Source organism: Bordetella genomosp. 8 (assembly GCF_002119685.1).
Lineage (GTDB): Bacteria > Pseudomonadota > Gammaproteobacteria > Burkholderiales > Burkholderiaceae_B > Bordetella_C.
In genome coordinates this window covers 2,577,552-2,602,088 of sequence record NZ_CP021108.1, presented here as the reverse complement: position 1 = coordinate 2,602,088, position 24,537 = coordinate 2,577,552, and the positions used below count along the sequence as shown (strand labels likewise).

The 24,537-nt window shown below is 65.0% G+C and carries 22 protein-coding genes; 9 read left to right on the top strand and 13 right to left on the bottom strand.

The features are described from left to right. Positions 1-3: 3 nt before the first annotated feature. The 13 genes from flhB to flhD form a co-directional block, all read right to left on the bottom strand. Positions 4-1,176, bottom strand: coding sequence for a flagellar biosynthesis protein FlhB (flhB, locus tag CAL12_RS11860; RefSeq protein WP_086064620.1), 1,173 nt, complete (start codon positions 1,174-1,176; stop codon positions 4-6). Positions 1,177-1,379: 203 nt separating this feature from the next. Continuing rightward, positions 1,380-2,009: a protein phosphatase CheZ gene (cheZ, locus tag CAL12_RS11855; RefSeq protein ID WP_086064619.1), complete on the bottom strand. Its 630-nt coding sequence runs from the start codon at positions 2,007-2,009 to the stop codon at positions 1,380-1,382. Between the two features lie 7 nt (positions 2,010-2,016). Further along, on the bottom strand, positions 2,017-2,406 hold the full coding sequence (gene cheY / locus CAL12_RS11850; protein WP_086064618.1) for a chemotaxis response regulator CheY: 390 nt from the start codon (positions 2,404-2,406) through the stop codon (positions 2,017-2,019). Positions 2,407-2,457: 51 nt separating this feature from the next. Continuing rightward, positions 2,458-3,513 carry a protein-glutamate methylesterase/protein-glutamine glutaminase gene (locus tag CAL12_RS11845; protein ID WP_086064617.1) on the bottom strand — a complete coding sequence of 352 codons (1,056 nt, stop codon included), beginning with the start codon at positions 3,511-3,513 and terminating at the stop codon, positions 2,458-2,460. Positions 3,514-3,538: 25 nt separating this feature from the next. Beyond that, positions 3,539-4,393 (bottom strand): CheR family methyltransferase, encoded by an 855-nt coding sequence (locus tag CAL12_RS11840; RefSeq protein WP_086064616.1) that lies wholly within the window; start codon positions 4,391-4,393, stop codon positions 3,539-3,541. A gap of 15 nt (positions 4,394-4,408) precedes the next feature. Beyond that, positions 4,409-6,085 carry a methyl-accepting chemotaxis protein gene (locus CAL12_RS11835; RefSeq protein WP_086067832.1) on the bottom strand — a complete coding sequence of 559 codons (1,677 nt, stop codon included), beginning with the start codon at positions 6,083-6,085 and terminating at the stop codon, positions 4,409-4,411. 57 nt (positions 6,086-6,142) lie between these two features. Next, positions 6,143-6,643, bottom strand: a complete 501-nt coding sequence (gene cheW / locus CAL12_RS11830; RefSeq protein WP_086064615.1) for a chemotaxis protein CheW — start codon at positions 6,641-6,643, stop codon at positions 6,143-6,145. A gap of 12 nt (positions 6,644-6,655) precedes the next feature. Continuing rightward, positions 6,656-8,851, bottom strand: coding sequence for a chemotaxis protein CheA (gene cheA / locus CAL12_RS11825; RefSeq protein WP_086064614.1), 2,196 nt, complete (start codon positions 8,849-8,851; stop codon positions 6,656-6,658). Between the two features lie 15 nt (positions 8,852-8,866). Further along, positions 8,867-9,259, bottom strand: coding sequence for a response regulator (locus tag CAL12_RS11820; RefSeq protein WP_086064613.1), 393 nt, complete (start codon positions 9,257-9,259; stop codon positions 8,867-8,869). A 13-nt stretch (positions 9,260-9,272) separates the two neighbouring features. Continuing rightward, complete coding sequence (gene motB, locus CAL12_RS11815) at positions 9,273-10,256, bottom strand: flagellar motor protein MotB (RefSeq protein WP_086064612.1); 984 nt, start codon at positions 10,254-10,256, stop codon at positions 9,273-9,275. A gap of 15 nt (positions 10,257-10,271) precedes the next feature. Then, positions 10,272-11,144, bottom strand: coding sequence for a flagellar motor stator protein MotA (gene motA, locus CAL12_RS11810; protein WP_086064611.1), 873 nt, complete (start codon positions 11,142-11,144; stop codon positions 10,272-10,274). Positions 11,145-11,309: 165 nt separating this feature from the next. Continuing rightward, positions 11,310-11,888 (bottom strand): flagellar transcriptional regulator FlhC, encoded by a 579-nt coding sequence (gene flhC, locus CAL12_RS11805; RefSeq protein ID WP_086064610.1) that lies wholly within the window; start codon positions 11,886-11,888, stop codon positions 11,310-11,312. Between the two features lie 24 nt (positions 11,889-11,912). Further along, positions 11,913-12,236: a flagellar transcriptional regulator FlhD gene (gene flhD / locus CAL12_RS11800; protein WP_066348928.1), complete on the bottom strand. Its 324-nt coding sequence runs from the start codon at positions 12,234-12,236 to the stop codon at positions 11,913-11,915. A 419-nt stretch (positions 12,237-12,655) separates the two neighbouring features. Here flhD and CAL12_RS11795 point away from each other — a divergent pair, with 419 nt between their 5' ends. The 9 genes from CAL12_RS11795 to CAL12_RS11755 all read left to right on the top strand — a co-directional run bounded on the left by CAL12_RS11795 (position 12,656) and on the right by CAL12_RS11755 (position 24,480). Further along, a complete protein-coding gene (locus CAL12_RS11795; protein WP_086064609.1) occupies positions 12,656-13,411 on the top strand; it encodes an RNA polymerase sigma factor FliA in 756 nt (251 codons plus the stop codon). A 259-nt stretch (positions 13,412-13,670) separates the two neighbouring features. After that, positions 13,671-15,320 carry a flagellin N-terminal helical domain-containing protein gene (locus CAL12_RS11790; RefSeq protein WP_086064608.1) on the top strand — a complete coding sequence of 550 codons (1,650 nt, stop codon included), beginning with the start codon at positions 13,671-13,673 and terminating at the stop codon, positions 15,318-15,320. Positions 15,321-15,531: 211 nt separating this feature from the next. Continuing rightward, positions 15,532-19,254 (top strand): O-linked N-acetylglucosamine transferase family protein, encoded by a 3,723-nt coding sequence (locus tag CAL12_RS11785; protein ID WP_086064607.1) that lies wholly within the window; start codon positions 15,532-15,534, stop codon positions 19,252-19,254. A gap of 5 nt (positions 19,255-19,259) precedes the next feature. Continuing rightward, a complete protein-coding gene (rfbF, locus tag CAL12_RS11780) occupies positions 19,260-20,030 on the top strand; it encodes a glucose-1-phosphate cytidylyltransferase (RefSeq protein ID WP_086064606.1) in 771 nt (256 codons plus the stop codon). After that, positions 20,024-21,094: a CDP-glucose 4,6-dehydratase gene (gene rfbG, locus CAL12_RS11775; protein WP_086064605.1), complete on the top strand. Its 1,071-nt coding sequence runs from the start codon at positions 20,024-20,026 to the stop codon at positions 21,092-21,094. Before rfbF ends, rfbG begins: the two co-directional genes overlap by 7 nt. Next, entirely contained in the window at positions 21,091-21,669 is a 579-nt protein-coding gene (locus CAL12_RS11770) for a dTDP-4-dehydrorhamnose 3,5-epimerase family protein (protein WP_086064604.1), read from the top strand. Before rfbG ends, CAL12_RS11770 begins: the two co-directional genes overlap by 4 nt. Continuing rightward, on the top strand, positions 21,666-22,547 hold the full coding sequence (locus CAL12_RS11765; RefSeq protein WP_086064603.1) for an NAD-dependent epimerase/dehydratase family protein: 882 nt from the start codon (positions 21,666-21,668) through the stop codon (positions 22,545-22,547). Before CAL12_RS11770 ends, CAL12_RS11765 begins: the two co-directional genes overlap by 4 nt. Beyond that, entirely contained in the window at positions 22,538-23,719 is a 1,182-nt protein-coding gene (locus CAL12_RS11760) for a class I SAM-dependent methyltransferase (protein WP_086064602.1), read from the top strand. Before CAL12_RS11765 ends, CAL12_RS11760 begins: the two co-directional genes overlap by 10 nt. Further along, a complete protein-coding gene (locus CAL12_RS11755; protein ID WP_086064601.1) occupies positions 23,716-24,480 on the top strand; it encodes a cephalosporin hydroxylase family protein in 765 nt (254 codons plus the stop codon). Before CAL12_RS11760 ends, CAL12_RS11755 begins: the two co-directional genes overlap by 4 nt. Positions 24,481-24,537: the final 57 nt, after the last annotated feature.

Here is a 24,537-nt window from a genome sequence, read left to right as displayed (position 1 = left end):
TCCTTAAGCTCCTTCAGGGGCCGGGGCGGCCGGGGCGGCCGCCAGCCCGGCCTGCGGGTCCATCCCGTCAGGCACCGGCAGATTCGTCGGCGCCACCGGCGGCGCCCAGCCCGGACGCCAGGAGCGCAGCTGGAACACCCATGCCAGCACCTCGGCGACGGCGGTGTACAGGGTGGCGGGAATTTCCTGCCCCAGTTCGACGTGGCGGTACAGGGCGCGCGCCAGCGGCGGCGCCTCCAGCATCGGCACGCGGTTTTCCTGCGCCAGCTCGCGGATGCGCGCGGCGATCTCGCCCATGCCCTTGGCCACCACGCGCGGCGCGGCCATGTCGCCGTCGCTGTAGCGCAGGGCGACGGCGTAATGCGTCGGGTTGGTGACGACCACGTCGGCCTTGGGCACTTCGGCCATCATGCGGCGGCGCGCCGCCTGGCGCTGCAACTGCCGCATGCGCGCCTTGATCATCGGGTCGCCTTCGCTTTCCTTGAATTCCTGCTTCAGGTCTTCCTTGCTCATGCGCAATTTCTTGGCATGGCTGAAGATCTGCCAGGGCACGTCCATCAAAGCGATGAGCAGCAGCGCGCCCACCACCAGCGCGCAGATCAGTCCGACGATGTTCAGCATGCGAGCCAGCGCCGCCGCAGGCGCGGCGTGCATCAGGCCGATCAGATCGTCGTGGTAGCTCCAGATCGCGGCGGCGCCCACGCCCCCCACCAGCAGCGCCTTGAAGACGGCCTTGGTCAGCTCCACGGCCGTCTGCCAGGAGAACATGCGGCCCAGGCCGGACAGCGGATTGAGCTTGCCGAGATTGAATTCCAGGGGCTTGCCGGACCACACCAGGCCGCCCAGCGCCAAGCCGGCGGCGATGCCGGCGATGGCCAGCAGGACCAGGATGGGCAAAAGCATCAAGAGGGCTTGCCAGCCGTTGGCGACCGCGCTGGCGATCATGACGTTGGTGTCGCGGCTCAGGTTGGGCTCGAAACCCAACGCGTGGCGCATGATGCCGTTCAGCGAACCGTAGATGTAAGCGCCGCCGCCCCACAGGATCGCCACGCCGGTGGCCAGCACCAGAAAGGTGCTGAGCTCCCGCGAGCGGGGTACCTGCCCGTCCTCGCGCGCCTTTTCAAGGCGCCGGGGTGAGGCGGCTTCGGTTTTTTCGAGATCGCTATCTTCGGCCATACTGCGCGCTGTTCCGGACGTCGGCCAGGCCTGCTGGCGCTCTCTCGAGAGCCTCCTTTCGGATAAACAAGCCGTGGCAACGAAATTTTAGGAAAAGCAGCGAAAAGCGAATCCGCGATCAAGCCGGGGAAAGCGGCGCTTTTTCCCCATAGGGATACCATCCAGTGGTAATCCCCCCGACGCGCAGCGCTTCGGGGGTGGGCCTAGAACCCCAGGCTGGCCAGAAGATCGTCGACCTGGTCCTGGCTGGTGACGACATCCGCCTTGCCGGTCGGATTCACCTGCGGGCCGTTCAGCAGCGAGTTCGCCTCGTCGCGGCGCTCGGTCGGGACGCTGTCGATCAGCACCTGGAGCAATTCCTTCTCGATCGCTCCCACCACGTCCATCATCTTCATGATGACCTGGCCAGTCAGATCCTGGAAATCCTGCGCCATCATGATTTCCAGCAGCTTGGACGACGTCGCCTGCGTCTGCCTGGGCACTTCCTGCAGGAAAGCGCGGGTGTCCTTGACCAGCTCGCGGGCATCCGCCAGCTCCACGGGCTTGTCGAACCACTCGTTCCAGCGCGCGTCGAGCGCCTGCGCGCTCTTGGCCATGCCGTCCTGGATGGGCTGGGCCTGGTCGATGGCGTTCAGCACCCGGTGGGCGGCCTGTTCCGTCATCTGCGCTACATAGCGCAGGCGGTCGCGCGCGTCGGGGATGGCTTCCGCCGCATCCTTGATCGCCTGGTCCAGCCCCAGCTCCTTCATGCTGTCGCGCAGCATGCGGGTCAGGGACGCGATGCGATGGATCAGTTCGCCGGGATCGCTGTTCGGGCTTTGCGTGGCTTCCATGGCATCCTCAGCCGCCGAGTTTCTCGAAAATCTTGGTCAGCTTCTCTTCCAGCGTGGCAGCGGTGAAGGGCTTGACCACGTAGCCGTTCGCGCCGGCCTGCGCGGCCGCGACGATGTTTTCCTTCTTGGCTTCGGCCGTCACCATCAGCACGGGCAGCTTGGAGAGATTGGCGTCCGCGCGGATCTGCTGCAGCATGGAAAGTCCATCCAGGTTGGGCATGTTCCAGTCCGACACCACGAACTGGAAGCCGCCGGTACGCAGCTTGTCCAATGCCATCTGACCGTCCTCGGCTTCGTCGACGTTCTCGAACCCCAATTCCTTGAGCAGGTTGCGGACGATGCGACGCATGGTCGGGAAATCGTCAACCACCAAAATCTTCAAATTCTTGTCAACCATTTCATCGACTCCAAAAAATTCATTCTCCACCGGGACGCTGGGCGCCCGGCATCATACGCGGTGTCCACGGTCTCCGGCGTTGGCCAGGATACGTTCGCTCATTGCGCCCAGCGGCACGATTTCGTCGGCGGCGCCCAGCGCGATCGCCTCGCGCGGCATGCCGAACACCACGCAGCTCGCTTCGTCCTGCGCCAGGGTGCGGGCCCCCGCGCGCTTCATTTCCAGCATGCCCGCCGCGCCGTCCTTGCCCATCCCGGTCAGGATGACGCCCACGGCGTTGCGCCCGGCCGATACCGCCACCGAATGGAACAACACGTCCACCGAAGGCCGATGGCGGTTGACTGGCTCGGAAGGATCGAGCTCGACGATGTAGTTCGCGCCGCTGCGGCCCAGCCGCATATGGCAATCGCCACCCGGCGCCAGGTAGACGTGTCCGGGCAGCACGCGTTCGCCATGCGTGGCTTCGCGTACCGTCAGGCTGCACAGGGAGTCCAGGCGCTGCGCGAACGAACGCGTGAAACCCGCCGGCATGTGCTGCGTGATCAGGATGGCCGGGCTATCCGGCGGCAAGGGCTGCAGGACGTGGCGGATGGCTTCCGTGCCGCCGGTGGAAGCGCCGATGATCACCAGCTTTTCCGAGCTGGACAGCGGCGAGCGCAGCACCTGCTTGGGGACTTCGGGGGCCACCTGCAAAGCCTTGGGGCGGGCGCGAGCCGCCGCGCGCAGCTTGTCGGCGATGACCTCGGTGTACTCGAGCAGGCCGTCGCGTATTCCCAGCTTGGGCTTGGTGACGAAGTCCACCGCCCCCAGCTCCAGCGCGCGCAACGTGATTTCCGAGCCGCGCTCCGTCAACGAGGACACCATCAGCACCGGCATCGGTCGCAGGCGCATCAGCTTTTCCAGGAAATCCAGCCCGTCCATGCGCGGCATTTCGACGTCCAGCGTCAGCACGTCGGGATTGTGCTTCTTGATGAGGTCACGGGCCACCAGCGGATCGGGCGCCGTCGCCACGACCTCCATGTCAGGCTGGCTGTTGATGATCTCCGTCATCAGGCCGCGCACCAGCGCGGAATCGTCGACGCACAAAACGCTTATTTTTTTCTGCATGTCGTTTTCGCCGATGGGCAGTCCTTTACGGCCTGCCCAAGCATTCGTATACCGTCTGTCCGCGCAAGCGGAAATCCCGGCTGATATAACTGAAGTTTTCGGAATGGCCCGCGAACAACAGGCCGCCAGGCTTCAACAGCGGTGCGAAGCGCTCCAATATGCGCCCCTGCGTCGGCTTGTCGAAATAGATCATCACGTTGCGGCAAAAGATGGCATCGAACTTTTCCTGGATGGGCCAGTCCGGCGCCAGCAGGTTCAGGGTATCGAAACGCACCATGCCGGCCACCTCCGGCCGCACGCGCACCTGCCCCGCGGCCGGCCCCTTGCCTTTCAGGAAGAAGCGCTTGAGACGCGCTTCCTCAATCTTGGCCACGCGCTCGAAGGGATAGACGGCGCCACGGGCGCGTTGCAGTACGTTCGTGTCGATGTCGGTCGCCAGCACGCTGGCCGACGAGGCTCGCGCGCCCAGCGCTTCCATCAGGGTAATGGCGATGGAATAAGGTTCTTCACCGGTGGACGCCGCGCAGCACCAGATCGACACGGGCTGCGGCCGCTCCTGCGCGAACTTCGCCAGGATGGGGAAATGATGCGATTCGCGAAAGAAGGCGGTCAGGTTGGTGGTGAGCGCGTTGACGAACTCTTCCCACTCCGGATCGGCGGGCGACGATTCCAGCCGATCCAGGTAACTGGCGAAATCCGCCCCGCCCAGGCTGCGCAGCCGCCGGGCCAGGCGGCTGTATACCATCTCGCGCTTGTGCGTCCCCAGCGAAATGCCGGCGCGCTCATGGATCATGCGGCGCACGCGAGAAAAATCCGCCTCGCGGAACTCGAATTGCCGCTCGACCTGGCCGGATGCCGCTGTTGCAGTCGCTGTCGCCACGTGGTCCTCTGCGCCCTATGCCGGTTCCGCCGCGAGCCGCGGCGCGGCCGGCGACGCGATGGCGCGCGCCGGCACGTCGATCACCTGGCCCTGGCTGAGCTTGAACACCGCCACCGCTTCGGCCAGGCGTTGGGCCTGTTCCTGCAGCGAACCCGCCGCGGCGGCCGCTTCTTCCACCAGCGCCGCGTTCTGCTGCGTCACTTCGTCCATCTGCGACACCGCACGATTGACCTGGTCGATGCCGCTGGATTGCTCTTCCGACGCCGCCGAGATCTCGCCCATGATGTCGGTCACCCGCTTCACCGAGGCCACGATCTCCTGCATGGTCGCGCCGGCACGTTCCACCTGCTGCGAACCCGCGCCCACCTTGGTCACCGAATCCTCGATCAGCGACTTGATTTCCTTGGCCGCCTGCGCGCTGCGCTGGGCCAGCGAGCGCACTTCGCCCGCCACCACCGCGAAGCCCTTGCCCTGCTCGCCCGCGCGCGCCGCTTCCACCGCCGCGTTCAGCGCCAGGATGTTGGTCTGGAACGCAATGCCGTCGATCACGCTGACGATTTCCGAAATCTTGCGCGAGCTGCCCGAGATCTCCTGCATCGTGTTCACCACCTCGGCCACCGCCGAACCGCCGCGCTCGGCGACGTCCGACGCGCTGGCCGCCAGCTGGTTGGCCTGGCGCGCATTCTCGGCATTCTGCTTGACGGTCGAGGCCAGCTCTTCCATCGACGCCGCGGTCTCTTCCAGCGACGCCGCCTGCTGCTCGGTGCGGCTGGACAGGTCGGTGTTGCCCGCCGATATCTCGCGCGAGCCTACGTTGATCTCGTCCACCCCACGGCGCACCGCCGACACCGTCCGCGTCAGGCTTTCCTGCATGCGTTTCATCGCGCCGTACAGGGCGCCGATTTCATTGCTCGAGTCGACGGTCACCACGTGCGTCAGGTCGCCGGCGGCGATGCGGTCGAAATGCTGCACGGCGCCGGCCAGCGGTTGGACCACGCGCTTGCGCAGGAACATATAAGTCGCCAGCACCAGCAGCAGGGCGACGACCCCGCCGGCCGCGACGGCGATCAGCACGAAGTTGTAGCGCTGCTCGGCGTCGTCGAACGCTTGCTCGTTGGTGCTCATGCGCCAAGTCATGAATTGGCTGATCGCCAGGCTCAGGCGATCCTCCATGACATCGGCGACCATCTGTGCGTGGTTCTGGTAGGACGGCAGGTCGCCCTTGGCCAGATCGTCGAACATGGCCTTCAGGCCTTGGCCCATCAGGGCGGAGAACGCGTCGTCGATCGCCTTGAACTCGCTTTCCAGGCCAGGGGGCTTGGGCAAGGCCTGGTAGCGCTTGAAGTCCGCCTGGGCCTTGTCATAGGAGATGCGGGCGAAGTCCAGCGCGGGCTTGGCGGAAGCGCTCAAGCCCGGCTGTGGGATGTTGGGCTGGCCGATCTGCTTGATGACGTCGCTCAGGTGCAGCGTGGCGGCTCGTCCCAGACCGACCATGGCGGTCTTGTAGTCGCTCACCATTTCTTCCAGGACGATGCCGATGGCCTGGTTGCGCCGCATGTCGCGCATCGTGGCGTCGCCCACCTTCAGCGACAGCACCCCCAGCGCCGCGCCCAGCACCAGCATCAGCGAGAAGAACACCAACACCAAGAGCAGGCTCGCGCGTATTGTCATGTTGGAAAAAAATTTGCGCATCTGCATCCCTCTAACGAACCGGTTGGCCCCCGCCCCCGCCCCTGCAAGTGGTGCCGCTCAAACGGCGGCTTTCTCCACCAGCGCCATTTCGTCGCTGGTCATCAGCTTTTCGATATCGACCAGGATCAGCATGCGTTCGTCCACGGTGCCCAGCCCGGTCAGGTATTCCGTCGACAGGGTGGCGCCGAATTCCGGCGCCGGCCGCACCTGGCTGGCGCCCAGCATCAGCACGTCCGACACGCCGTCGACCACGATGCCGACGACGCGGCGATCCAGGTTCAGGATGATGACGACGGTCTGCTCGTTGTATTCGACCTTGCCCAGGTTGAACTTGATGCGCAGGTCGACGATCGGCACGATGATGCCGCGCAGGTTCGTCACGCCCTTGATGAAGGACGGCACATTGGCGATGCGGGTCACCGTGGCGGCGTCATAGCCGCGGATTTCCTGCACCTTCAGGATATCGATGCCGTATTCCTCTTCACCCAGCGTAAACACCAGGAATTCGCGGCCCATGTCTTCGACACGGGCGCCTTGCGATTGCGGTTTGGCTGCCATGTATTTACTCCCTCAGTTCATAACCGCTTCGGCCGGTGTCCACTTTTCGCGATTCGCCCTGGCCATGGCGAACACGTCGATAATCAGCGCCACGCTGCCATCGCCCAGGATGGTGGCCGCCGACACGCCGGGCACCTTGCGGTAATTGGATTCCAGATTCTTCACGACGACCTGATGCTGCCCGACCAGGTGATCGACCAGCAGAGCGAAGCGACGGTCCTCGGCCTGCATGATGACGGCGATGGCCTGCGTGGGATCGTCCTGCGCTCCGCCCACCGAGAACACCCGATGCATTTCGACCAGGGGCAGGTATTCGCCGCGGACGTGCATCACGCGCTCGTTGCCGGCCACCGAATAGATCTGCTCGTTGGTGGGCTGCAGCGATTCCGTGACGTGATTCAGCGGCAGGATGAAGGTTTCCGCGCCGACGCGCACCGACATGCCATCCAGGATGGCCAGGGTCAGCGGCAGCACGATGCGGGTGGTGGTGCCGTTGCCCGGTACCGACGACAGCTGCACGTGGCCGCCCATGTCCTGGATGTTCCGGCGCACGACGTCCATGCCGACGCCCCGGCCCGAAATATCGGTGATCTGTTCCGCCGTCGAAAAGCCCGGCGCGAAGATCAATTGCCACACCTCGTCGTCGGTCGCGTTCTCGCTGACGGCGATACCCTGCTGGACGGCTTTCTTCAGGATGCGTTCACGATTCAAGCCGCCGCCGTCGTCGCTGACCTCGATCACGATGTTGCCGCCGCTATGCTGCGCGGACAGCACCAGCTGCCCCACCGGCTCCTTGCCCGCGGCGACGCGCTTTTCGGGCGTCTCGATACCGTGGTCCAGGCTGTTGCGCACCAGGTGGGTAAGCGGATCGATGATGCGTTCGATCAGGCTCTTGTCCAGCTCCGTCGCGCGGCCGAAGGTCTGCAGCTCGATCTGCTTGCCCATCTTGCCGGCCAGGTCGCGGACCAGGCGCGGGAAGCGACTGAACACATAGTCCATCGGCATCATGCGTATGGACATCACCGCTTCCTGCAGGTCGCGGGCGTTGCGTTCCAGCTGCTCCATGCCGTTGAGCAGGCGGTCGTGCAGCACCGGATCCAGCGTCGACGCGGTCTGCGCCAACATGGCCTGCGTGATCACGAGTTCGCCGACCAGGTTGATGATCTGGTCGACCTTTTCCACGCCGACGCGGATCGAGGTCGACTCCTTGTCCGCGGCGGGAGCGCCGGTGGCGGCGCGCTGGGCACTGGCGGGCGCGGCGGGCTTGGCGGCCCCCGATGCGGCGGCGGCCGGCATGCTCGCGGCAGGCGGGGCCGCGGGCGGAGCCTCGATGGGCGCCGCGGCCACGGGCGCGGGCGCCGCCGGAGGGGCGCTCTGGGCCTGGGCCTGGGCGGCGAAATCCGCGGCCGCCTGCGCGAAGTCGTCCACCGCCTGGCCGGCGGCGGGCACGGCCTCGCGGCCGATGGCGATCTGGTCGGCATCGACGATAAAGCAGCAGACGGCTTCGATATCGTCGGCGGAGCAGGTGCTCTCCAGCCACACCGTCAGGCCGCCGCCCGCCTGGTCGCTGGCCAGCACATGGCCCAGGTTGTTCATCTCCTCGAGCAGCGACTGCGCATCCTTGGCCGAGACGCGATTGATGCGCACGCGCAACGGCAGGTCGGCGCCGCCGGCCGGGGCTGGCGCGGCGGCTGCGGGACTCTGGGCGGGCGCCGAAGCAGCCGCCGGGGCCGTTGCGGCAGGCGCCGGCGCGGGCACGGACGGAGCCACCGCCGGGGCAGCCGGCGCGGCGGGGGCCGCTTGCCCGCCCTGCTGTTCCAGCGCCAACTGGCGCAGCACGCCACAGATGCGCTCGTACGCAGCGGCGTCGGGCTCCTCGGAGGCGCGGTAGGCGTCCAATTGGCTTTTCAGCACGTCCTTGGTTTCCAGAAAGATGTCGATCATGTCCGTGCGCAACGCCATTTCGCCGCGGCGGATGGCATCGAGCAGGTTTTCCAGCAAATGGGTGGTTTCCGCTAGCTGCGTAAAGCAGCCAAAGGTGGCCGCGCCGCCCTTGATCGAATGCGCTGCCCGGAATATCGCGTTCAGCTGTTCGATGTCCGGCTGGCCGGCGTCCAGCTCGAGCAGCAACTGCTCCATCTGCGCAAGCAGCTCGTCCGCCTCATCGAAGAACGTCTCGTAAAACTGGCTCAGGTCAAGACCGCTCATGACGCCCTTCTGTTCTCAATGCGAGGGCTCGCCGGGCTCGCCCACGAGCTCCGACGCCATCTCTACCAACAAGTCCGGATCCACCGGTTTCTGCAACCAGCCGCACACGCCCAGGTCGCGCGCGGCGGTCTTGCTTTCCACGTCGTCCTCGGTCGTCAGGACCAGGACGGGAACGTCTTCGTAGCGCTCCATCTGGCGCAGGCCGCGTATCAGGTCCAGCCCGCCCATGACCGGCATGTTCCAGTCGCTGACCACCAGGTCCACCGGTTCGGCCTGTTCCAGGGCCAGCGCCAGCGCATCCTTGCCATTCCCCGCGGCCAGCACCTTCCAGCCGGCTCCCGTGAGGGTGGCCTGGACTATCATGCGCATCGTCGCGGAATCGTCCGCGACCAGTATCGTCGCCGTCATGGTCGAACTGCTCCTATTGTGCGGGACGGGGGGCCGGAATTTCCTGCACCACACCGCTGCCCTGGCTGGCCGCGTTCGACAGCGAACGGGTCAGGCTGCTACCGGCCTGCTTCGCATCGCTTGCCGAAATATCCGCCGCCGCCGCGTTCTCGCGCTCCAGCCTTTCCTGCGTGGCCCGATTGAGCACCACCAGGCTGATACGTCTGTTAACGGCAGCATAAGGGTCATCCTTAACCAGGCTGACGCTGGATGACAGGCCCATGACGCGGGCCACCTTGGTTTCGTTCATGCCCCCGGCCACCAATTCCTGGCGCGACGCGTTGGCGCGGTCGGCGGAAAGCTCCCAGTTGCTGTAGGCGCGCTCGCCGCGGGCGTACTGGGTGGCGTCGGTGTGGCCGGATATGCTTATCTTGTTGGGGATTTCGTTCAGCACCGGCCCCAATTCACGCAGGATGTCGCGCATATAGGGCTGCACTTCCGCCGATCCGGTGGCAAACATCGGCCGGTTCTTGTTGTCGATGATCTGGATGCGCAGGCCTTCGGTGGTCATGTCGATCAGCAGCTGCGGGCGGAAATTCTTCAGCACGGGGCTGCTTTCGATCAGGTTGTTCAGGCGCTTCTGCAGGTCTTCCAGGCGGCGCTGGTCGCGCCGCTGCGCCTCGTCGCCCCTGACCTGCGCCTCGACCCGGTTGCCGTCGGCGCGACGCACGTCGCCGTCGCTGCGCACCGGATCGGCGCCGCCGCCCGGGATGGCGCTGGTATTGGCGGAGTTATTGGGGCCACCCGTCAATGCCACGGCCAGCGGCATGCGGAAGTACTCGGCAATTCCTTTAAGTTCTTCGCGCGGCACGACGCTGATCAGCCACATGACCAGGAAGAAGGCCATCATCGCGGTGATGAAATCGGCGTAGGCGATCTTCCAGCTGCCGCCGTGGTGCCCGCCGTGCGCGCCCTTCTTGCGGCGTATCACCACGCGGTGGTTATTGACCGGAGCCATGCGGACCTGTCTCCGTCAAGCCTTGGAGGTGGACGTCTTGGCTTGCCGCACGTGCTCTTCCAGCTCGGCGAACGACGGTCGCACGCCGGAGAACAGCACCTTGCGGCCGAATTCCACCGCCAGCTGCGGCGGGTAGCCGTTCATGCTGGCCAGCAGCGTGGTCTTGATGCATTCCAGGATCTTGACCGCTTCGCTGGTCTGGCGGTCGACGCGCGAGGCCAGCGGCCCGACAAAACCATAGGCCAGCAGGATGCCCAGGAAAGTACCGACCATGGCCTTGGAGATCAGGTCGCCCAGCACCGCCGGCGGCTGGTCCACGGCCGCCAGCGCCTTGATCACGCCCAGCACCGCGGCCACGATGCCGAAGGCGGGCATGCCGTCGGCCATGTTCTGCAGCGCGTGCACGGGCACCTGGCGCTCATGGCGGAAGGTCTCGATTTCCTCGTCCATCAGGGTTTCGATTTCGAAGGAGCTCATGTTGCCGCTGATCATGATGCGCAGGTAGTCCGTGATGAACTCCATCAGCTTTTCGTCCTTCATGATCCGCGGGCACTCGGTGAAGATGGGGCTGGACGCCGGATCCTCGATGTGGGATTCGATGGCCATCAGGCCCTCGCGCCGGGCCTTGTTCAGGATCACGTACATCAGAGACATCAGCTCCATGTACACGTCCTTGCTGTAGCGCGCGCCGCGCAGGGCATTGGGGATCGCGGACTTGATCAGCTTCAGCGACTTGCGGCTGTTGCCCGCCAGGAACGCACCCGCCGCCGCGCCGGCGATCAGGGTGAATTCGAAGGGCTGGTACAGCGCGCCCAGATGGCCGCCCAAGGCAACGAAGCTGCCGACGACGGACGCGATCACCACGAGATAACCAATAACAATCAGCACATCAGGCCCCTGCCAAGCGTAGACGTATTACCCAAGCGCCCATGATCCCCCGAGAGCGGCACCGCGAAAGCGTGGTTTACGGGGAATTTTCAGCGGCATTTGGGGTTATTGAGCACGGCGGCTCTCAATGAAACACCGGGCCGGCAATGGCCGGCCCGGAGGATTTCACACCCCGATGGCGGCGGCCGGGGCGGTCCGCCGGCCCGCGCGCTCCTTGGCGGCGGCGCGGGTCTTGCCCGCGCGTGGAGGCGGCCGGCAGATCGCACAAACGAAATCGGAGCGCGGGTCGTGAGCGTGCGCGATGAAATGGCCGCCGCACTGGCGGCATTCCGACAGCTGCAGCATCTTGCCGTCGAAGAATCGCACCAGCATCCAGGCCCGCGTGAAGCTCAGCACCGGCTCGCTCTGGTCCGGATCGGCCACGCCGGCATGCTCCAGGTACAGGCGGTAGGCGTCGATGATGGCCCGGACGCCCTTGCTGCCCGTGTGTTCGTTCAGGAACTTATAAACGTTGTAGAACAGCGACGAATGGATGTTCGGCAGCCAGGTCATGAACCAGTCCACCGAAAACGGCAGCATGCCCTTTGGGGGCGAGCAGCCCCGGATTTCGCGGTACAGCCGAGCGAGCCTGTCGTGGCTCAGGCTGGTTTCCGACTCCAGGACCTGGAGGCGGGCGCCGAGACCGATCATGGCGCTGGCCAGGAGGATCTCGTCGGCTTCTTGGGATACGCTTTTGATAGCCATGATCTCGAGGGGGTGCGGGAAAGATCAGGCCAGTTGCTCGACCGGCTGTTTGGCAAGCAGAATGGTGGCATGCGCCTGTTGCAGCGCGCCGCCCAGCACATCGTGGGTCAGCGCCGACAGCAGGCTGTAATCGTCAAAGCGGAAACGGCAGAGCAGCGAGCTGGAGCTTGCCAGCTTCACCAGCTGGGCCGGCGACAGTCGCATCAGGATGTCGGCCACCTGTTCGCTAAAGCCCAGGCGAAACATGGATGCCGCATAGTCATCACGCAGCATGCGCTGGGCGAGGAGCAGGTAGGACAGGTTCACTTCGCGAATGTCGGCGAGCAAAGTGTTCTCAGGCTGTTTCATGGATATCCCTTGTTCACTAATCAGTTCTGTCCCGGGACCGGTCAGCCCCCTGCCGACCGGTTACTTCGTGTGTGCAACAAATCTCTAAATATTTCTTTTGTTCCCACAAGTCATACAATTTACCATGTGCAATGTCATTTTGTATTACAGACATGACAATTCTTTGTGCTTGGTGAAATATCGCACTTCTGGGACATATATAGCAACAAAGACTTTCGCAAGTGTAAGTCAATTCCGTAAACAAGCATTAGAAAGCTTGTGTCTTTGTGCCAATGAATCCAGGCGAAGTACGCACAATGCAGGGGTGAATCGTGGGCGAGCCATCGTCCTTGTACGGGTAAACGGCAGAGCAGCAATGTCGCGTACAGGCAACAATTCAAAATGGCGGCGCCGCGGGCCAACCCTTTTAGTCGAGTGCAATGCCCCTTTCCGAAGACCGCCTGGCTGAATACGCGCCCTTGGTGCGCAAGCTGGCCCTGCAACTGCTGGCCCGCTTGCCCGCCAGCGTGGAATTGGACGACCTGATCCAGGCTGGCATGATCGGCCTGCTGGATGCTGCCCGGCGCTACCAGGAAGTGGCCGACGCGCAGTTCGAAACCTATGCGACCGCCCGCATCCGCGGCGCCATGCTGGATGAACTGCGCAACCAGGACTGGCTGCCGCGCAGCGTGCGCAGCAAGGCCAAGCGCATCGACCAGGCGGTGGCCCAGCTGACCCAACAGTTGATGCGCCCGCCCAACGAGACGGAAATCGCCAGCCACCTGGAATTGCCGTTGGCGGAATACCATCAGTTGCTCTACGACGCCCAGGGCGCCCAGATCGTCCATTACGAGGATTTCGGCTCCGAGAACGGCGCCGAGGCCCGGGACGCCGACTGGGCGGCCGGCGCGGCGGACTCCGGCCCCTCGGGCAATCCGCTGGACAGCCTGCTGGCGGCGGACTTCCGCCAGGCACTGGCCGAAGCCATCGGCGCCCTTCCCGACCGGGAAAAACTCCTGCTGTCCCTTTGTTACGAGCAGGGGCTGAACCTGAAGGAAGTCGGCGCCGTCATGGGCGTCACCGAGGCCCGCGTCTGCCAGCTGCGCTCCCAGGCCATGAGCCGCCTGCGCGCCAAGCTCAAGGACGGCGCCTGGCAGCAGTTGCCGGAAGACGTGCGCATCGCCTCCGTGGCCTAGGCTCCCCGCCTCCTTCCCAGGCGCCAGCGACCGCCCCGCCCCGGGGGGGCCCGTTGGCCGGGCCCGCTGGCCGGCGAAAACCGGCGCTCCGCCACATTCCGAAATTTTTCGCTGTCCATCCCCCTAAAGGTTTACGGAGCCTTGCCGTTACCCAGTCAGCGGCGCGGCATGCGGCCATCACCTCCGGTGGACGATTCCGTGCCCGCAGGGCGGCCTGGCTGCCCGGTTTGAAGATGCCTTTCTCTCTTGGGAGCTATTCATGGCTGCAGTTATCAACACCAATTACTTGTCGCTGGTTGCGCAAAACAACCTGAACAAGTCCCAGTCGGACCTCGGTTCGGCCATCGAACGCCTGTCCTCGGGCCTGCGCATCAACAGCGCCAAGGACGACGCCGCCGGCCAAGCCATTGCCAACCGCTTCACGGCCAACGTGAACGGCCTGACCCAGGCTGCTCGCAACGCCAACGACGGCATCTCGATCGCGCAAACGACCGAAGGCGCCCTGAACGAAATCAACAACAACCTGCAGCGCATCCGTGAACTGTCGGTTCAAGCCGCCAACGGCACGAACAGCGGCAGCGACCTGGACTCGATCCAGGCTGAAATCACCCAGCGCCTGGATGAAATCACCCGCGTTGCCAACCAGACGCAATTCAACGGCGTCAAGGTCCTGGCCAGCGACCAAAGCCTGAGCATCCAGGTCGGCGCCAACGACAGCGAAACCATCAACATCGATCTGCACCAGATCAATGCGACGACGCTGGGCCTGAACAAGCTGAACATGGGTCACCAGATGACCTCGAAGAACAGCGACGGCGCCTCGAACTTCACGGACGTCGGCGCCGCTCTGTCGGGCACCACGTACGCCAGCACCACGACCGCCAACATCGGTACGCACCACAGCTTCAACTACACGTCGTTCAGCTTCTCGGCCACGGGCGGCAGCACCGCTGCCTACACTGCCAAGGTCGGCGGCGACGGCAACCTGTACGTGCAGCAAGGCGGCACGACGTTCTCGGCCAGCTGGAACTCGACGTCCAACACGATCGAAATCGGTGCGGTCACCAGCTACAGCACGCTGACCACGATCACCCAGTACAACTCCAACAGCGCCGACGGCCTGGTGGACTTGAACGCGGTGGACCAGAGCGAGTACAAGCTGACCAGCCTGGACCTGTCGAACGCCACGCTGTACCAAGCCACGGCCGGCTCGACGAACTACTACGCCAAGGTCGGCGGCACGTACTACGCCGCCAGCTTCAACGGCACCACCGGCAAGGTCAGCCTGGATGTCACGACGGCGACTTCCGCCATCGTCTCCACGTCGGCCGCGGTCAGCGCCCAGGGCATCACCACCAACGGCGGCACGACCTACACCGGCACGACCACCGTGCACACCGGCACCTCGTTCGCGGTCAGCGTCGACTACTCCGACGTCAACTCGCAACTGGGCTTCAGCAGCGGCACCAACAAGCTGGTCCGCTACACGCCTGACGCCACGGGCAGCGCCTCGGCCGCCAACACCGCCGCGCTGTACATCCAGCACACCGGTACGGACGGCTCGGTCAGCTACTTCAAGGTTGAAGCTACCAGCACCACCACCGGCAAGCTGACGCTGGACAAGTCGGCCACCGTGGTCGATCCGCTGGACGCCATCGACGCCGCCCTGTCGCAAGTGGACGATCTGCGTAGCGCCCTGGGTGCCGTGCAGAACCGCTTCGAATCGACGGTTGCCAACCTGAACAACACGGTGAACAACCTGTCGGCCTCGCGTTCGCGCATCGAAGATGCCGACTACGCGACTGAAGTGTCCAACATGACCCGCGCGCAGATCCTGCAACAAGCTGGCACCTCGGTGCTGGCGCAGGCCAACCAAGTGCCGCAGACGGTGCTGTCCCTGCTGCGCTAATCGCCAGCAGGCCGACGGGCGGCTCGCTGCCCGTCAGGCACCCGCAGTACCGAAAGACCCCCCGGCCCCGTGCCGCGGGGTCTTTTTTTCATGCCCGGCCTGCCCGGGGAAAAGCCGCTATTTTTCGCCGCTGACCATCGAATTTGGCCCGCTGGCCTGCATTTAGACTGGCATTCGTCACTTTCTGTACCCACCCGCATCGCGTCCCGCCATGGCAAAATCGCACCGCCCTTCTCCGCCCGCTCGCCGATCCGGCCCCGGCGCTGCTCCCGTCGTACAGGTTCCGCTGACCGTCGACCAGCTCCGCGCCCTGACGAAAAAGTCGCCCGACGACGTGAAGGCCTGGCTGGCGCTGGGCACCATGCTGTCCAAGGCCAAGGAACTGGAAGGCGCTCGCCACGCGGCCGAAAAGGTCGTCGAACTGGCCCCGGAAGACCCCCACGGCTGGGTACTGCTGGCCCAGGTGGAAACGCAATGCAGCAACGACCCCGTCGCGCGCAAGCATTTCGAACACGCCATCTCGCTGGATGACAAGCTGGCCGGCGCCCACCACGGGCTGGCCGACGTGTTCTGGCGCATGAACAACAGCCACGAGGGCTTGAAGCACATCAACCGCTCGCTGGAGCTGAACCCGAACTCGCTGGCGGCCATCTGGACCAAGGCGCAGTTGCTGGTCGGCACCTTCCGCTTCGAGGAAGCCATCGCCCTGCAGGAAGAGCTGATCAGGCGCGATCCGCAGGCCCGGTATTCGCACATGACGAACCTGGCCAGCACCAAGCGCGACCTGGGGCTGCTTAACGAGTCGGAAGAGACCTATCGCGAAGCGATCAAGCTATCGCCGAAACACAATGCGTCGGCGTTCTCCAACTGGCTGACGCTGCTGCACTACATGCCGGAGAAAACGGCGGAAGAGATCCTTGAGGCGTGCAAGCAATGGGCGGCCTACTACCCGCCCAACAAGGACGTCAAGCGGCCGGTCCCGGCCGACCGGTCCCCGAGCCGCAAGCTGCGGATCGGCATGTTTTCGGACGGCTTCCGCCAGCACCCGGTGGGGGCGATGACCACCACCGCGCTCGAGCAACTCAGCCAGCACGGCATCGAGCTCTATCTCTATACGACCACCTCTACGGTCGACCACATCACCAAGCGGCTGCAAGCCGTCGCGGCCAAGTGGACGCCCATCATGCAGGTCGGCGACGATGCCCTGGCCGAGATCTTCCGCGAAGACGCGATCGACATCCTGATCGACCTGGCGGGCTACAACGCCGGCACCCACATGCGCACCATGACGCTGGAGCCGGCGCCCATCCTGGTCAAGTGGGTGGGCGGCCTGATCAATACGACGGGGCTGGAGACGATCGACTATCTGATCACCGATAGCGTCGAATCGCCCCCCGGCAGCGATCACATGTATACGGAAAAGCTGATCCGCATGCCGGACGACTATATCTGCTACGTGCCGCCGCCACGGCTGCCGGAAGTGGGCCCGCTCCCGGCGAGCAAGCACGGCTATGTGACGTTCGGCTGCTTCAACAACCCGACCAAGATCAACGACGTCCTGCTGACGCGATGGGCCGAGCTCATGCAGGCGGTGCCCGGGTCGCACCTGTTCCTGAAGGGGGCGGGCTACGGCACGGAATCCATGCGCAAGCGCATCCAGGACTTCATGGCCGGCCACGGCATCGAGGCCGACCGCCTACGCATGGAAGGCCAGTCCCCGCATTACCAGCTGTTCGAGTGCTACAACGACGTCGACGTCGCGCTCGATCCCTGGCCGTACTCAGGCGGCCTGACCACCTGCGAAGCGCTGCTGATGGGCGTACCGGTGGTGACGCTGCCCGGCCCGACTTTCGCGGGACGACACTCCGCCACCCACCTGGCCAACGTGAACATGCCCGAACTGGTGGTCAAGGACTGGGACGAGTACCGCGCCCGCTGCGTCGGTCTGGTCAGCGACCTGGACAGCCTCGCGACCATCCGCCGCCATCTCCGGCAGATCCTGCTGGAATCGCCGGTCTGCAACGCGCCGCGCTTCGCCGGCCATCTGGCGACGGCTTTCCGCGCCATCTGGCAACGCTATTGCGCCGGCAAGGCGCCCGGCGCGGTCGCCTTCACCGCCGAAGGCAATCCGTGGTTCGAGGACGAGGATGCGCCCATGCAGGTGGTGCGGCCCGATGTCGACGCCCTGCCCCCGGCGCCCGAGAAAAGCGAATCCTTCCAGTTCGGCATCAAGGGCAAGGTCGTCGCCGTGGACCATGGCGGGACGCTCTTCAACACGCCGATTTTCCAGATCCCGAACCGCACCAAGGCCCTGTCCATCGTGGTGCTGGATCCGGCCAGCCGGATCCAGGACGTGGCGCGCATGAAGTACGAGAAGGTCCTGCATCACCACCAGGGCCATATCGCCCTGGGAGATGGCGAGCCTGGCGTCCTGTACACCTGCCTGAATTCGGAACTGAGCGGGACGCTCGAACCCCTGCCCGCCAGCAAGCAGCAGCCCTTCATGCAACAGCCCGCCAGCGTGCTGGCCAAGCTGCCCATCGGCACCGTCCGGCTCGATCGCATCGACGGCCTGGAAACCCTGGACTGGCTGGTCCTGAACGATACCCACGACAACAAGAAGATCCTGCAGGGCGCGGAAGATCTGCTGGCCAACCTGCTCATCGTCCATGTCCGCGTGATGTTCGTGGACGTCTTCAAGAAGCAGACGGACCTGGGCACGATAGGCAAACTGGTCGCCAAGCATGGCTTCCGCCTGCTGCGGCTGGACAATCACCGCGCGGCCAGCCTGTTTTCCGATCCCGTGCTGCGCCAGCAACATGCCAATGTCCATTCGCAGTTGCTGAGCGGCGATGCCATCTTCGTGCCGGACGACCAGCGCATCAAGACGCTGGATGACAACCAGCGGGCCAAGCTTGCCTTCATCCTGCACACGGCGTATCGATCGCCGGACCTGGCCCATCGCGTGCTGCAGGCCACCAGCGCGGAGGCTGCCGCCAGTTACCTGGCCACCCAGTTGCCCAAGGCGCCAGCCAAGCCCGTGGCCGCGCCAGCCGAGGCACCAGCCCATGCCGAGACGGCGACCGACGCCATCGCCGCTCCGGCCGTGCTGACAGGCAAGGACGTGACGCACCGGCTTTGCCTGGGCATCCCGGTCTACAACGAGGACAAGTACCTCGAACAGACCATTCTTTCCCTGAAGAAGCAGGATGTCGACTCGGTCAGCTTCCTGGTCTCGGACAATGCCTCTTCCGACAGATCGGCGGAAATTCTGCGCGACCTGACCGCCGGCGACGAGCGCTTCGAGCTGGTACGCCAGCCGGAAAACATCGGCGCCCTGAAGAACTGGAAGTTCCTGTTCGAGCAGAGCAGCTCGGAATACTTCATGTGGCTGGGCGGCCATGACTATCTGTCGGATGGCTACCTCCGGAAAACCTTGAATGCGATCGCGGCCGCGCCCGGCACGGCGATGGCCTGCGGCATGCCGCATTCGGTCATGGACGGCCGTACCGGCCCGGTGCCGGCGGCGGTGTATGACTTCTCCGACGAATCGCCGGTCGTGCGCTACATGAACTCGGTTGCCAAGGTCGCCAACTGCACCATCCTACATTCGGTCTTCCGCCGCGCCGCCCTGGATGGCTTCGAGATCACGGGCACCATTTCCTGGGACCACGTCCTGATCAGCCGCCTGCTGTGGACCGGCAAGCTCCAGTACGTCGACGATGCCACGTACTACCGCCGCTACTTCGGCCAGCGTGACACCAGCACTGAACAGCGCATGACGGGCCAGAAGCAGGCCCTGCCCCGTGCGGACTTCTACGACTACTACCTGAAGGATTTCACCAAGCTGGCGCAGCCGGCCTTGCCGGCGGCCGAGTTCGACAAGCTGCGGAAAGAGATCCTGCGGATTCTGAAAGCGCGTTTCGGGAACTAGCCATCATGAAAGCGGTTATCCTGGCCGGCGGCCTCGGGACGCGGATATCGGAAGAGACCCATCTGCGGCCCAAGCCCATGATAGAAATCGGCGGCCGTCCGATCCTGTGGCACATCATGAAGATCTATTCCGCCCACGGCGTGAACGACTTCGTGATCTGCTGCGGCTACAAGGGCTACATGATCAAGGAGTACTTCGCCAACTACTTCCTGCACATGTCCGACATTACGCTGGATATGGCGAAGAACGAGATGGTCGTCCACGAGCGCAAGGCAGAACCCTGGCGCGTCACCCTGGTGGATACCGGCGAAAACACGATGACGGGTGGCCGCCTGAAGCGGGTTGCCCAGTACGTCAAGGACGAAGAAGCCTTCTGCTTCACCTACGGCGACGGCGTGGCCGACGTCGATATTTCATCGTTGATCCGGTTCCACCGCGAACATGGCCGCGCCGCCACCGTCACGGCGGTACGGCCGCCCGGCCGTTACGGCGCGCTGATGCTGGACAATGCGCAGGTTACGGGCTTCCAGGAAAAGCCGCCTGGCGACGGCGGCCTGATCAATGGCGGCTTTTTCGTCCTGTCGCCGAAGACCATCTCCCTGATCGACGACGACGACAGTCCCTGGGAACTGAAGCCCCTCGAACAACTGGCCAGGCAGGGCGATTTGATGGCCTACGAGCACCACGGGTTCTGGCAACCCATGGACACCTTGCGCGAGAAAAACCTGCTCGAGGATCTGTGGGCGCGCAACCAGGCGCCGTGGAAACTATGGTGACACCGATTCCCTCGCCCGCGTTCTGGCGCGGTCGCCGGGTGCTATTGACCGGCCACACCGGTTTCAAGGGCGCCTGGCTGGCGATATGGCTGCAACGCCTGGGCGCGACGGTGAGCGGGATTTCGCTGCCGCCGGCCACGACTCCGAACCTGTTCGAACTGGCCCGGGTATCGGAAGGACTCCGTAGCCACCTGTGCGACGTCCGCGACATGGCGGCGCTGGACCGCTTCATCGGCGCCTTTGAGCCGGAAGTGGTGCTGCACCTGGCCGCTCAGCCGCTGGTCAGGGCCAGCTACGGCGACCCTGTGTTCACCTTCGGCTCGAACGTGATGGGCACCGTCCACGTACTGGAGGCGGCCCGCCGCGCGGGATCGGTGCGCGCCATCGTCGCCGTGACCACCGACAAGGTGTATCGGGACCAGCGCACCTTCTTTCCGTACCGCGAGACCGATACGCTGGGCGGCCATGATCCCTACAGCGCCAGCAAGGCGGCCGCCGAGATCGTCATCGCGAGCTATCGGGACGCATTCCTGCGCTCGGCCGGCGTTCCGCTGGCGAGCGTCCGAGCCGGCAACGTGATCGGCGGCGGCGACTGGTCGCAGGACAGGCTGATTCCCGACGCCGTCGGCGCCTGGCAGGCCGGCCGCACGCTGCAGGTCCGCAACCCGGCGGCGGTACGCCCATGGCAGCATGTGCTGGAGCCGCTGAACGCCTATCTCTGCCTCGCTGAAAGGCTGTGGCACGAGCCGGCCCTGGCGGATGCCTACAACATCGGCCCCGCCGCGCACGACGTGCTGTGCGTGCGGGAGATCGTCGACCTGGCGCGCGAGGTCTACGGCGAGGGCGCCGTCGAATTCGGCCAGGCCGACGCCGACGGTCCGCACGAAACCCACCATCTCGCGCTGGAAACCGCCAAGGCGCGGCACATCCTGGGCATCGCGCCTCACTGGTCCGCCGCCGAGGCCGTACGACTGACCATGGAATGGTATCGCCAAGTGAAACAGGGCGGCGACGCGCGCGCGCTCTGTCACGCCCACATCGATCTGTTCGAGCGTATGTCATGAGCAATCTCGAAATCAGGCCGTGCGCACTGCCCGGCGTCCATACCGTCCATCGCGGCGCGCACGCCGACGATCGCGGTTACTTCGAGCGGCTGTTCTGCGCCGATACCCTGCGGGAAGCAGGGTGGGACGGCCCCATCGCGCACGTCAACCACAGCCTGACCATCCATCCCGGCACCGTGCGCGGCATGCACATGCAACTTGCGCCCCATGCCGAGATGAAACTGGTGATGTGCCTGCGTGGGGAACTGTGGGACGTCGCGGTGGACATGCGCAAGGGCTCGCCGACCTTCCTGCAATGGCATGCCGAGAAGTTGTCGGCGACGAACGGCGTCGCGCTGCTGGTGCCGGAAGGCTTTGCCCATGGCTTCCAGGCGCTCGCGCCCGACACCGAACTGGTCTACTGCAATACGCGCGCCTATGCGCCTGGCGCCGAGGCCGGCCTGCACCCGCTGGACCCGCGCGTGGGCATTTCATGGCCCCTGCCCGTGCGGAACATGTCGCCCAAGGACGCGGAACGCGCCTTCCTGGGCGAGGCCTTCATGGGATACGACATCCCCGTGAAGAACGCCGGATGAAAGTGCTGCTGACCGGCGCCAGCGGCTTCATCGGCCGCCACGTGCTCGACCTCCTGGTCGCGCGCGGGATCGAGGTCGTCGCGCTCGGACGGCGCCGGCCCGATGGCGCGGGCAACATCCGTTTCATCGAAGCCGACCTGCTGGACGCGAGCGATCACGCCCGCATCGTCGACGCCGCGCGCGCCACGCACCTGCTGCATCTGGCCTGGTACGTGGAGCATGGCAAATTCTGGGATTCGCCGCTCAATGAAGCGTGGGGCGATGCCACCGCGCAACTCGTCGAAGCGTTCTGCCGCGGCGGCGGCACGCGGGTCGTCGCCGCCGGCACCTGCTACGAGTACCGCCACGACGACACGCCCTGCGATGAGGAAAACACGCCCGTCGAGCCGTCCACGCCCTACGGCAAGGCCAAGCGGGATACCCAGCGGCGGGTGAGGGACATCTGCGTATCGCATGGCGTCGCTTGGGCATGGGGCCGGATCTTCCTGCTGTACGGGCAGGGTGAAGGCCGTCGCCGCCTGGTACCCGCGCTGGCCGATGCGCTGCGTGGCCACGTCGCGCCCTTCGGCGTGCACCATGGCGCCCAACGAGACTTCATGCACGTGTCGGACGTCGCCTCGGCGTTTCACGCGCTGCTCGGCGAGCGGGCACATGGCTGCTACAACCTGTGCTCGGGCCGGGCCACGGCGATAGAGACCATCGTCCGCGACATCGCCGAGGTGCTGGGCGCCAGCCCCGACCCCGTACTCAACCTGACTCCCGGCGGCGCCAGGGGCCCCGCAAGCCTCATCGGCCGAAATGAACGGCTTGCCAGCCTGGGTTGGCGGCAGGCGCTCGCGCTGCGGGAAGGCCTGAAGAGAACACTCGAATGCATATAGCGACCTGCCCGCTCTGCGGCACGCCGGCTTCCCCGCCTTTCGTCAGCCGTCCGGACGTGCCGTGCCACCAGCATCTGGTCTACGAGACCGCCGAGGAAGCGCGTCGCATCGCGCGGGGCCGCCTGGACATGGCCGCCTGCCCTTCCTGCGGATTCGTCTTCAATCGCAGTTTCGACCCCGCCAGGCTGTCGTATGGACAGAGCTATGACAATGCGCAATCGCATTCCGCGCATTTCGACGCGTATCTGGATGGCCTGGCCGGGATGCTGGTGCGCGACAGGCAGGTGCGCGACTGCACGATCGTCGAAGTCGGCTGCGGCAAGGGCGAATTCCTGCGCAAGCTGGTCGGCGACGCCGGCGCCGGCAACCGCGGCATAGGGTTCGATCCGAGCTATATCGGCCCGGAAACGGAGCTGGACGGCCGGTTGTCGTTCCGCAAGTCGTACTACGACGCCTCCTGCGCGGCCGTACCCGCCGATGTCGTCATCTGCCGCCACGTGATCGAGCATATACAGACGCCGCTGGATTTGCTGCATTCGGTCAGGGCCGCCTTGTCCCAGGCACGCAATGCGCGCGTGTTCTTCGAAACCCCCGCCGTCGAATGGATACTGCGCGGGCAGGTGATCTGGGACTTCTTCTACGAACATTGCTCGCTGTTCTCCGCGACGTCCATCCGCGCCGCATTCCAGCGCACCGGCTTCCGCGTCGAGGACGTGCATTACATCTTCGGCGAACAATACCTGTGGGTCGAAGCCACGCCGACGGAACCGGCCACCGGAGCGGTTCCGCCGGCCGATGCCGCGGAACTGGTCGCGCTGACCCAGGCGTACGCCGACGCCGAAGCGCGGCTCATCGGGCATTTGAAGGCGCAGCTGGACGATGCCTGCGGCCGCAAGAAGATCGCCGTCTGGGGCGCCGGTGCCAAAGGCGTGACGCTGGCCAATCTGCTGGACCCGGACGGCACGCGCATCGATTGCGTCATCGACCTCAACCCCAACAAGCAGGGTCGCTTCGTACCCGGCACCGGCCATCCTATCGTCAGCCCCGCGCAGGCCGCGCGGCGAGGCGTGGAAATGGCCGTCCTCATGAACCCCAACTACAGAAGTGAAAATCTGAAAATCCTCGCGGAACAGAATATCCGGATGGATCTCGCGGACTGGAGCAAACAATGAAGCTGCTGATAGATACCGATGCGAAGCTGCTGACCCTCACCGAGGGCAAGGAAACGCGCTCCCTGGACCTGTATTCGAAGGAAGCCTTCGAAGCCATCTCGCGCCAATGGGTCCGGGTGGGCTGGGACCAGAAATACCACTACACCTTCAGCTGGATGGGTCGTCCCGTGATCCAGCTGCCGGAAGACATGGTGCGGATGCAGGAAGTCATCACCCAACTGCAGCCGGACGTGATCATCGAGACCGGCGTGGCCCACGGCGGTTCGCTGGTTTTCTACGCATCCCTGTGCAAGGCGATGGGACGCGGCCGCATCGTCGGGATCGATATCGAGATCCGCCCGCACAACCGCGCGGCCATCGAGGCGCATCCCCTGATGCCGTACATCACCCTAGTGGAAGGCAGCTCGACCGCGCCGGAAACCGTGCGCCACGTCGAATCGCTGGTGAAGCCCGGCGAAAAGGTGCTGGTCATCCTGGATTCCAACCACACCTACGACCACGTGCTGCAGGAACTGGAGCTGTACTCCGGACTGGTCACGCCAGGGTCGTACATCGTGGCGACGGACGGCATCATGTACGACCTGGCGGACGTACCGCGCGGCACGGCCACCTGGACCACGGACAATCCGACGGACGCCGCGCGCGACTTCGCGAAGAAACATCCGGAATTCAAGGTGGCCACGCCTTCCTGGCCGTTCAACGAAAGCGCGCTCGACCAGAACATCACGCACTGGCCGGGCGCCTGGCTGAAGCGGGTGTAAGCCGCGCGCCCCGGCAGGCCGGGGCGCGGGCTGGCGGCGCCCGCGAGCGCGGGCGCG

Coding starts and splice junctions, on each gene's coding strand:
- rfbF (WP_086064606.1), top strand. CDS start 19,260: ATGAAAGCGGTTATCCTGGCCGGCGGCCTCGGGACGCGGATATCGGAA.
- CAL12_RS11755 (WP_086064601.1), top strand. CDS start 23,716: ATGAAGCTGCTGATAGATACCGATGCGAAGCTGCTGACCCTCACCGAG.
- rfbG (WP_086064605.1), top strand. CDS start 20,024: ATGGTGACACCGATTCCCTCGCCCGCGTTCTGGCGCGGTCGCCGGGTG.
- CAL12_RS11770 (WP_086064604.1), top strand. CDS start 21,091: ATGAGCAATCTCGAAATCAGGCCGTGCGCACTGCCCGGCGTCCATACC.
- CAL12_RS11835 (WP_086067832.1), bottom strand. CDS start 6,085: ATGCGCAAATTTTTTTCCAACATGACAATACGCGCGAGCCTGCTCTTG.
- CAL12_RS11765 (WP_086064603.1), top strand. CDS start 21,666: ATGAAAGTGCTGCTGACCGGCGCCAGCGGCTTCATCGGCCGCCACGTG.
- motB (WP_086064612.1), bottom strand. CDS start 10,256: ATGGCTCCGGTCAATAACCACCGCGTGGTGATACGCCGCAAGAAGGGC.
- cheY (WP_086064618.1), bottom strand. CDS start 2,406: ATGGTTGACAAGAATTTGAAGATTTTGGTGGTTGACGATTTCCCGACC.
- CAL12_RS11795 (WP_086064609.1), top strand. CDS start 12,656: ATGCCCCTTTCCGAAGACCGCCTGGCTGAATACGCGCCCTTGGTGCGC.
- CAL12_RS11785 (WP_086064607.1), top strand. CDS start 15,532: ATGGCAAAATCGCACCGCCCTTCTCCGCCCGCTCGCCGATCCGGCCCC.
- CAL12_RS11820 (WP_086064613.1), bottom strand. CDS start 9,259: ATGACGGCGACGATACTGGTCGCGGACGATTCCGCGACGATGCGCATG.
- cheW (WP_086064615.1), bottom strand. CDS start 6,643: ATGGCAGCCAAACCGCAATCGCAAGGCGCCCGTGTCGAAGACATGGGC.
- cheA (WP_086064614.1), bottom strand. CDS start 8,851: ATGAGCGGTCTTGACCTGAGCCAGTTTTACGAGACGTTCTTCGATGAG.
- CAL12_RS11790 (WP_086064608.1), top strand. CDS start 13,671: ATGGCTGCAGTTATCAACACCAATTACTTGTCGCTGGTTGCGCAAAAC.
- flhC (WP_086064610.1), bottom strand. CDS start 11,888: ATGGCTATCAAAAGCGTATCCCAAGAAGCCGACGAGATCCTCCTGGCC.
- CAL12_RS11845 (WP_086064617.1), bottom strand. CDS start 3,513: ATGCAGAAAAAAATAAGCGTTTTGTGCGTCGACGATTCCGCGCTGGTG.
- flhD (WP_066348928.1), bottom strand. CDS start 12,236: ATGAAACAGCCTGAGAACACTTTGCTCGCCGACATTCGCGAAGTGAAC.
- CAL12_RS11760 (WP_086064602.1), top strand. CDS start 22,538: ATGCATATAGCGACCTGCCCGCTCTGCGGCACGCCGGCTTCCCCGCCT.
- flhB (WP_086064620.1), bottom strand. CDS start 1,176: ATGGCCGAAGATAGCGATCTCGAAAAAACCGAAGCCGCCTCACCCCGG.
- cheZ (WP_086064619.1), bottom strand. CDS start 2,009: ATGGAAGCCACGCAAAGCCCGAACAGCGATCCCGGCGAACTGATCCAT.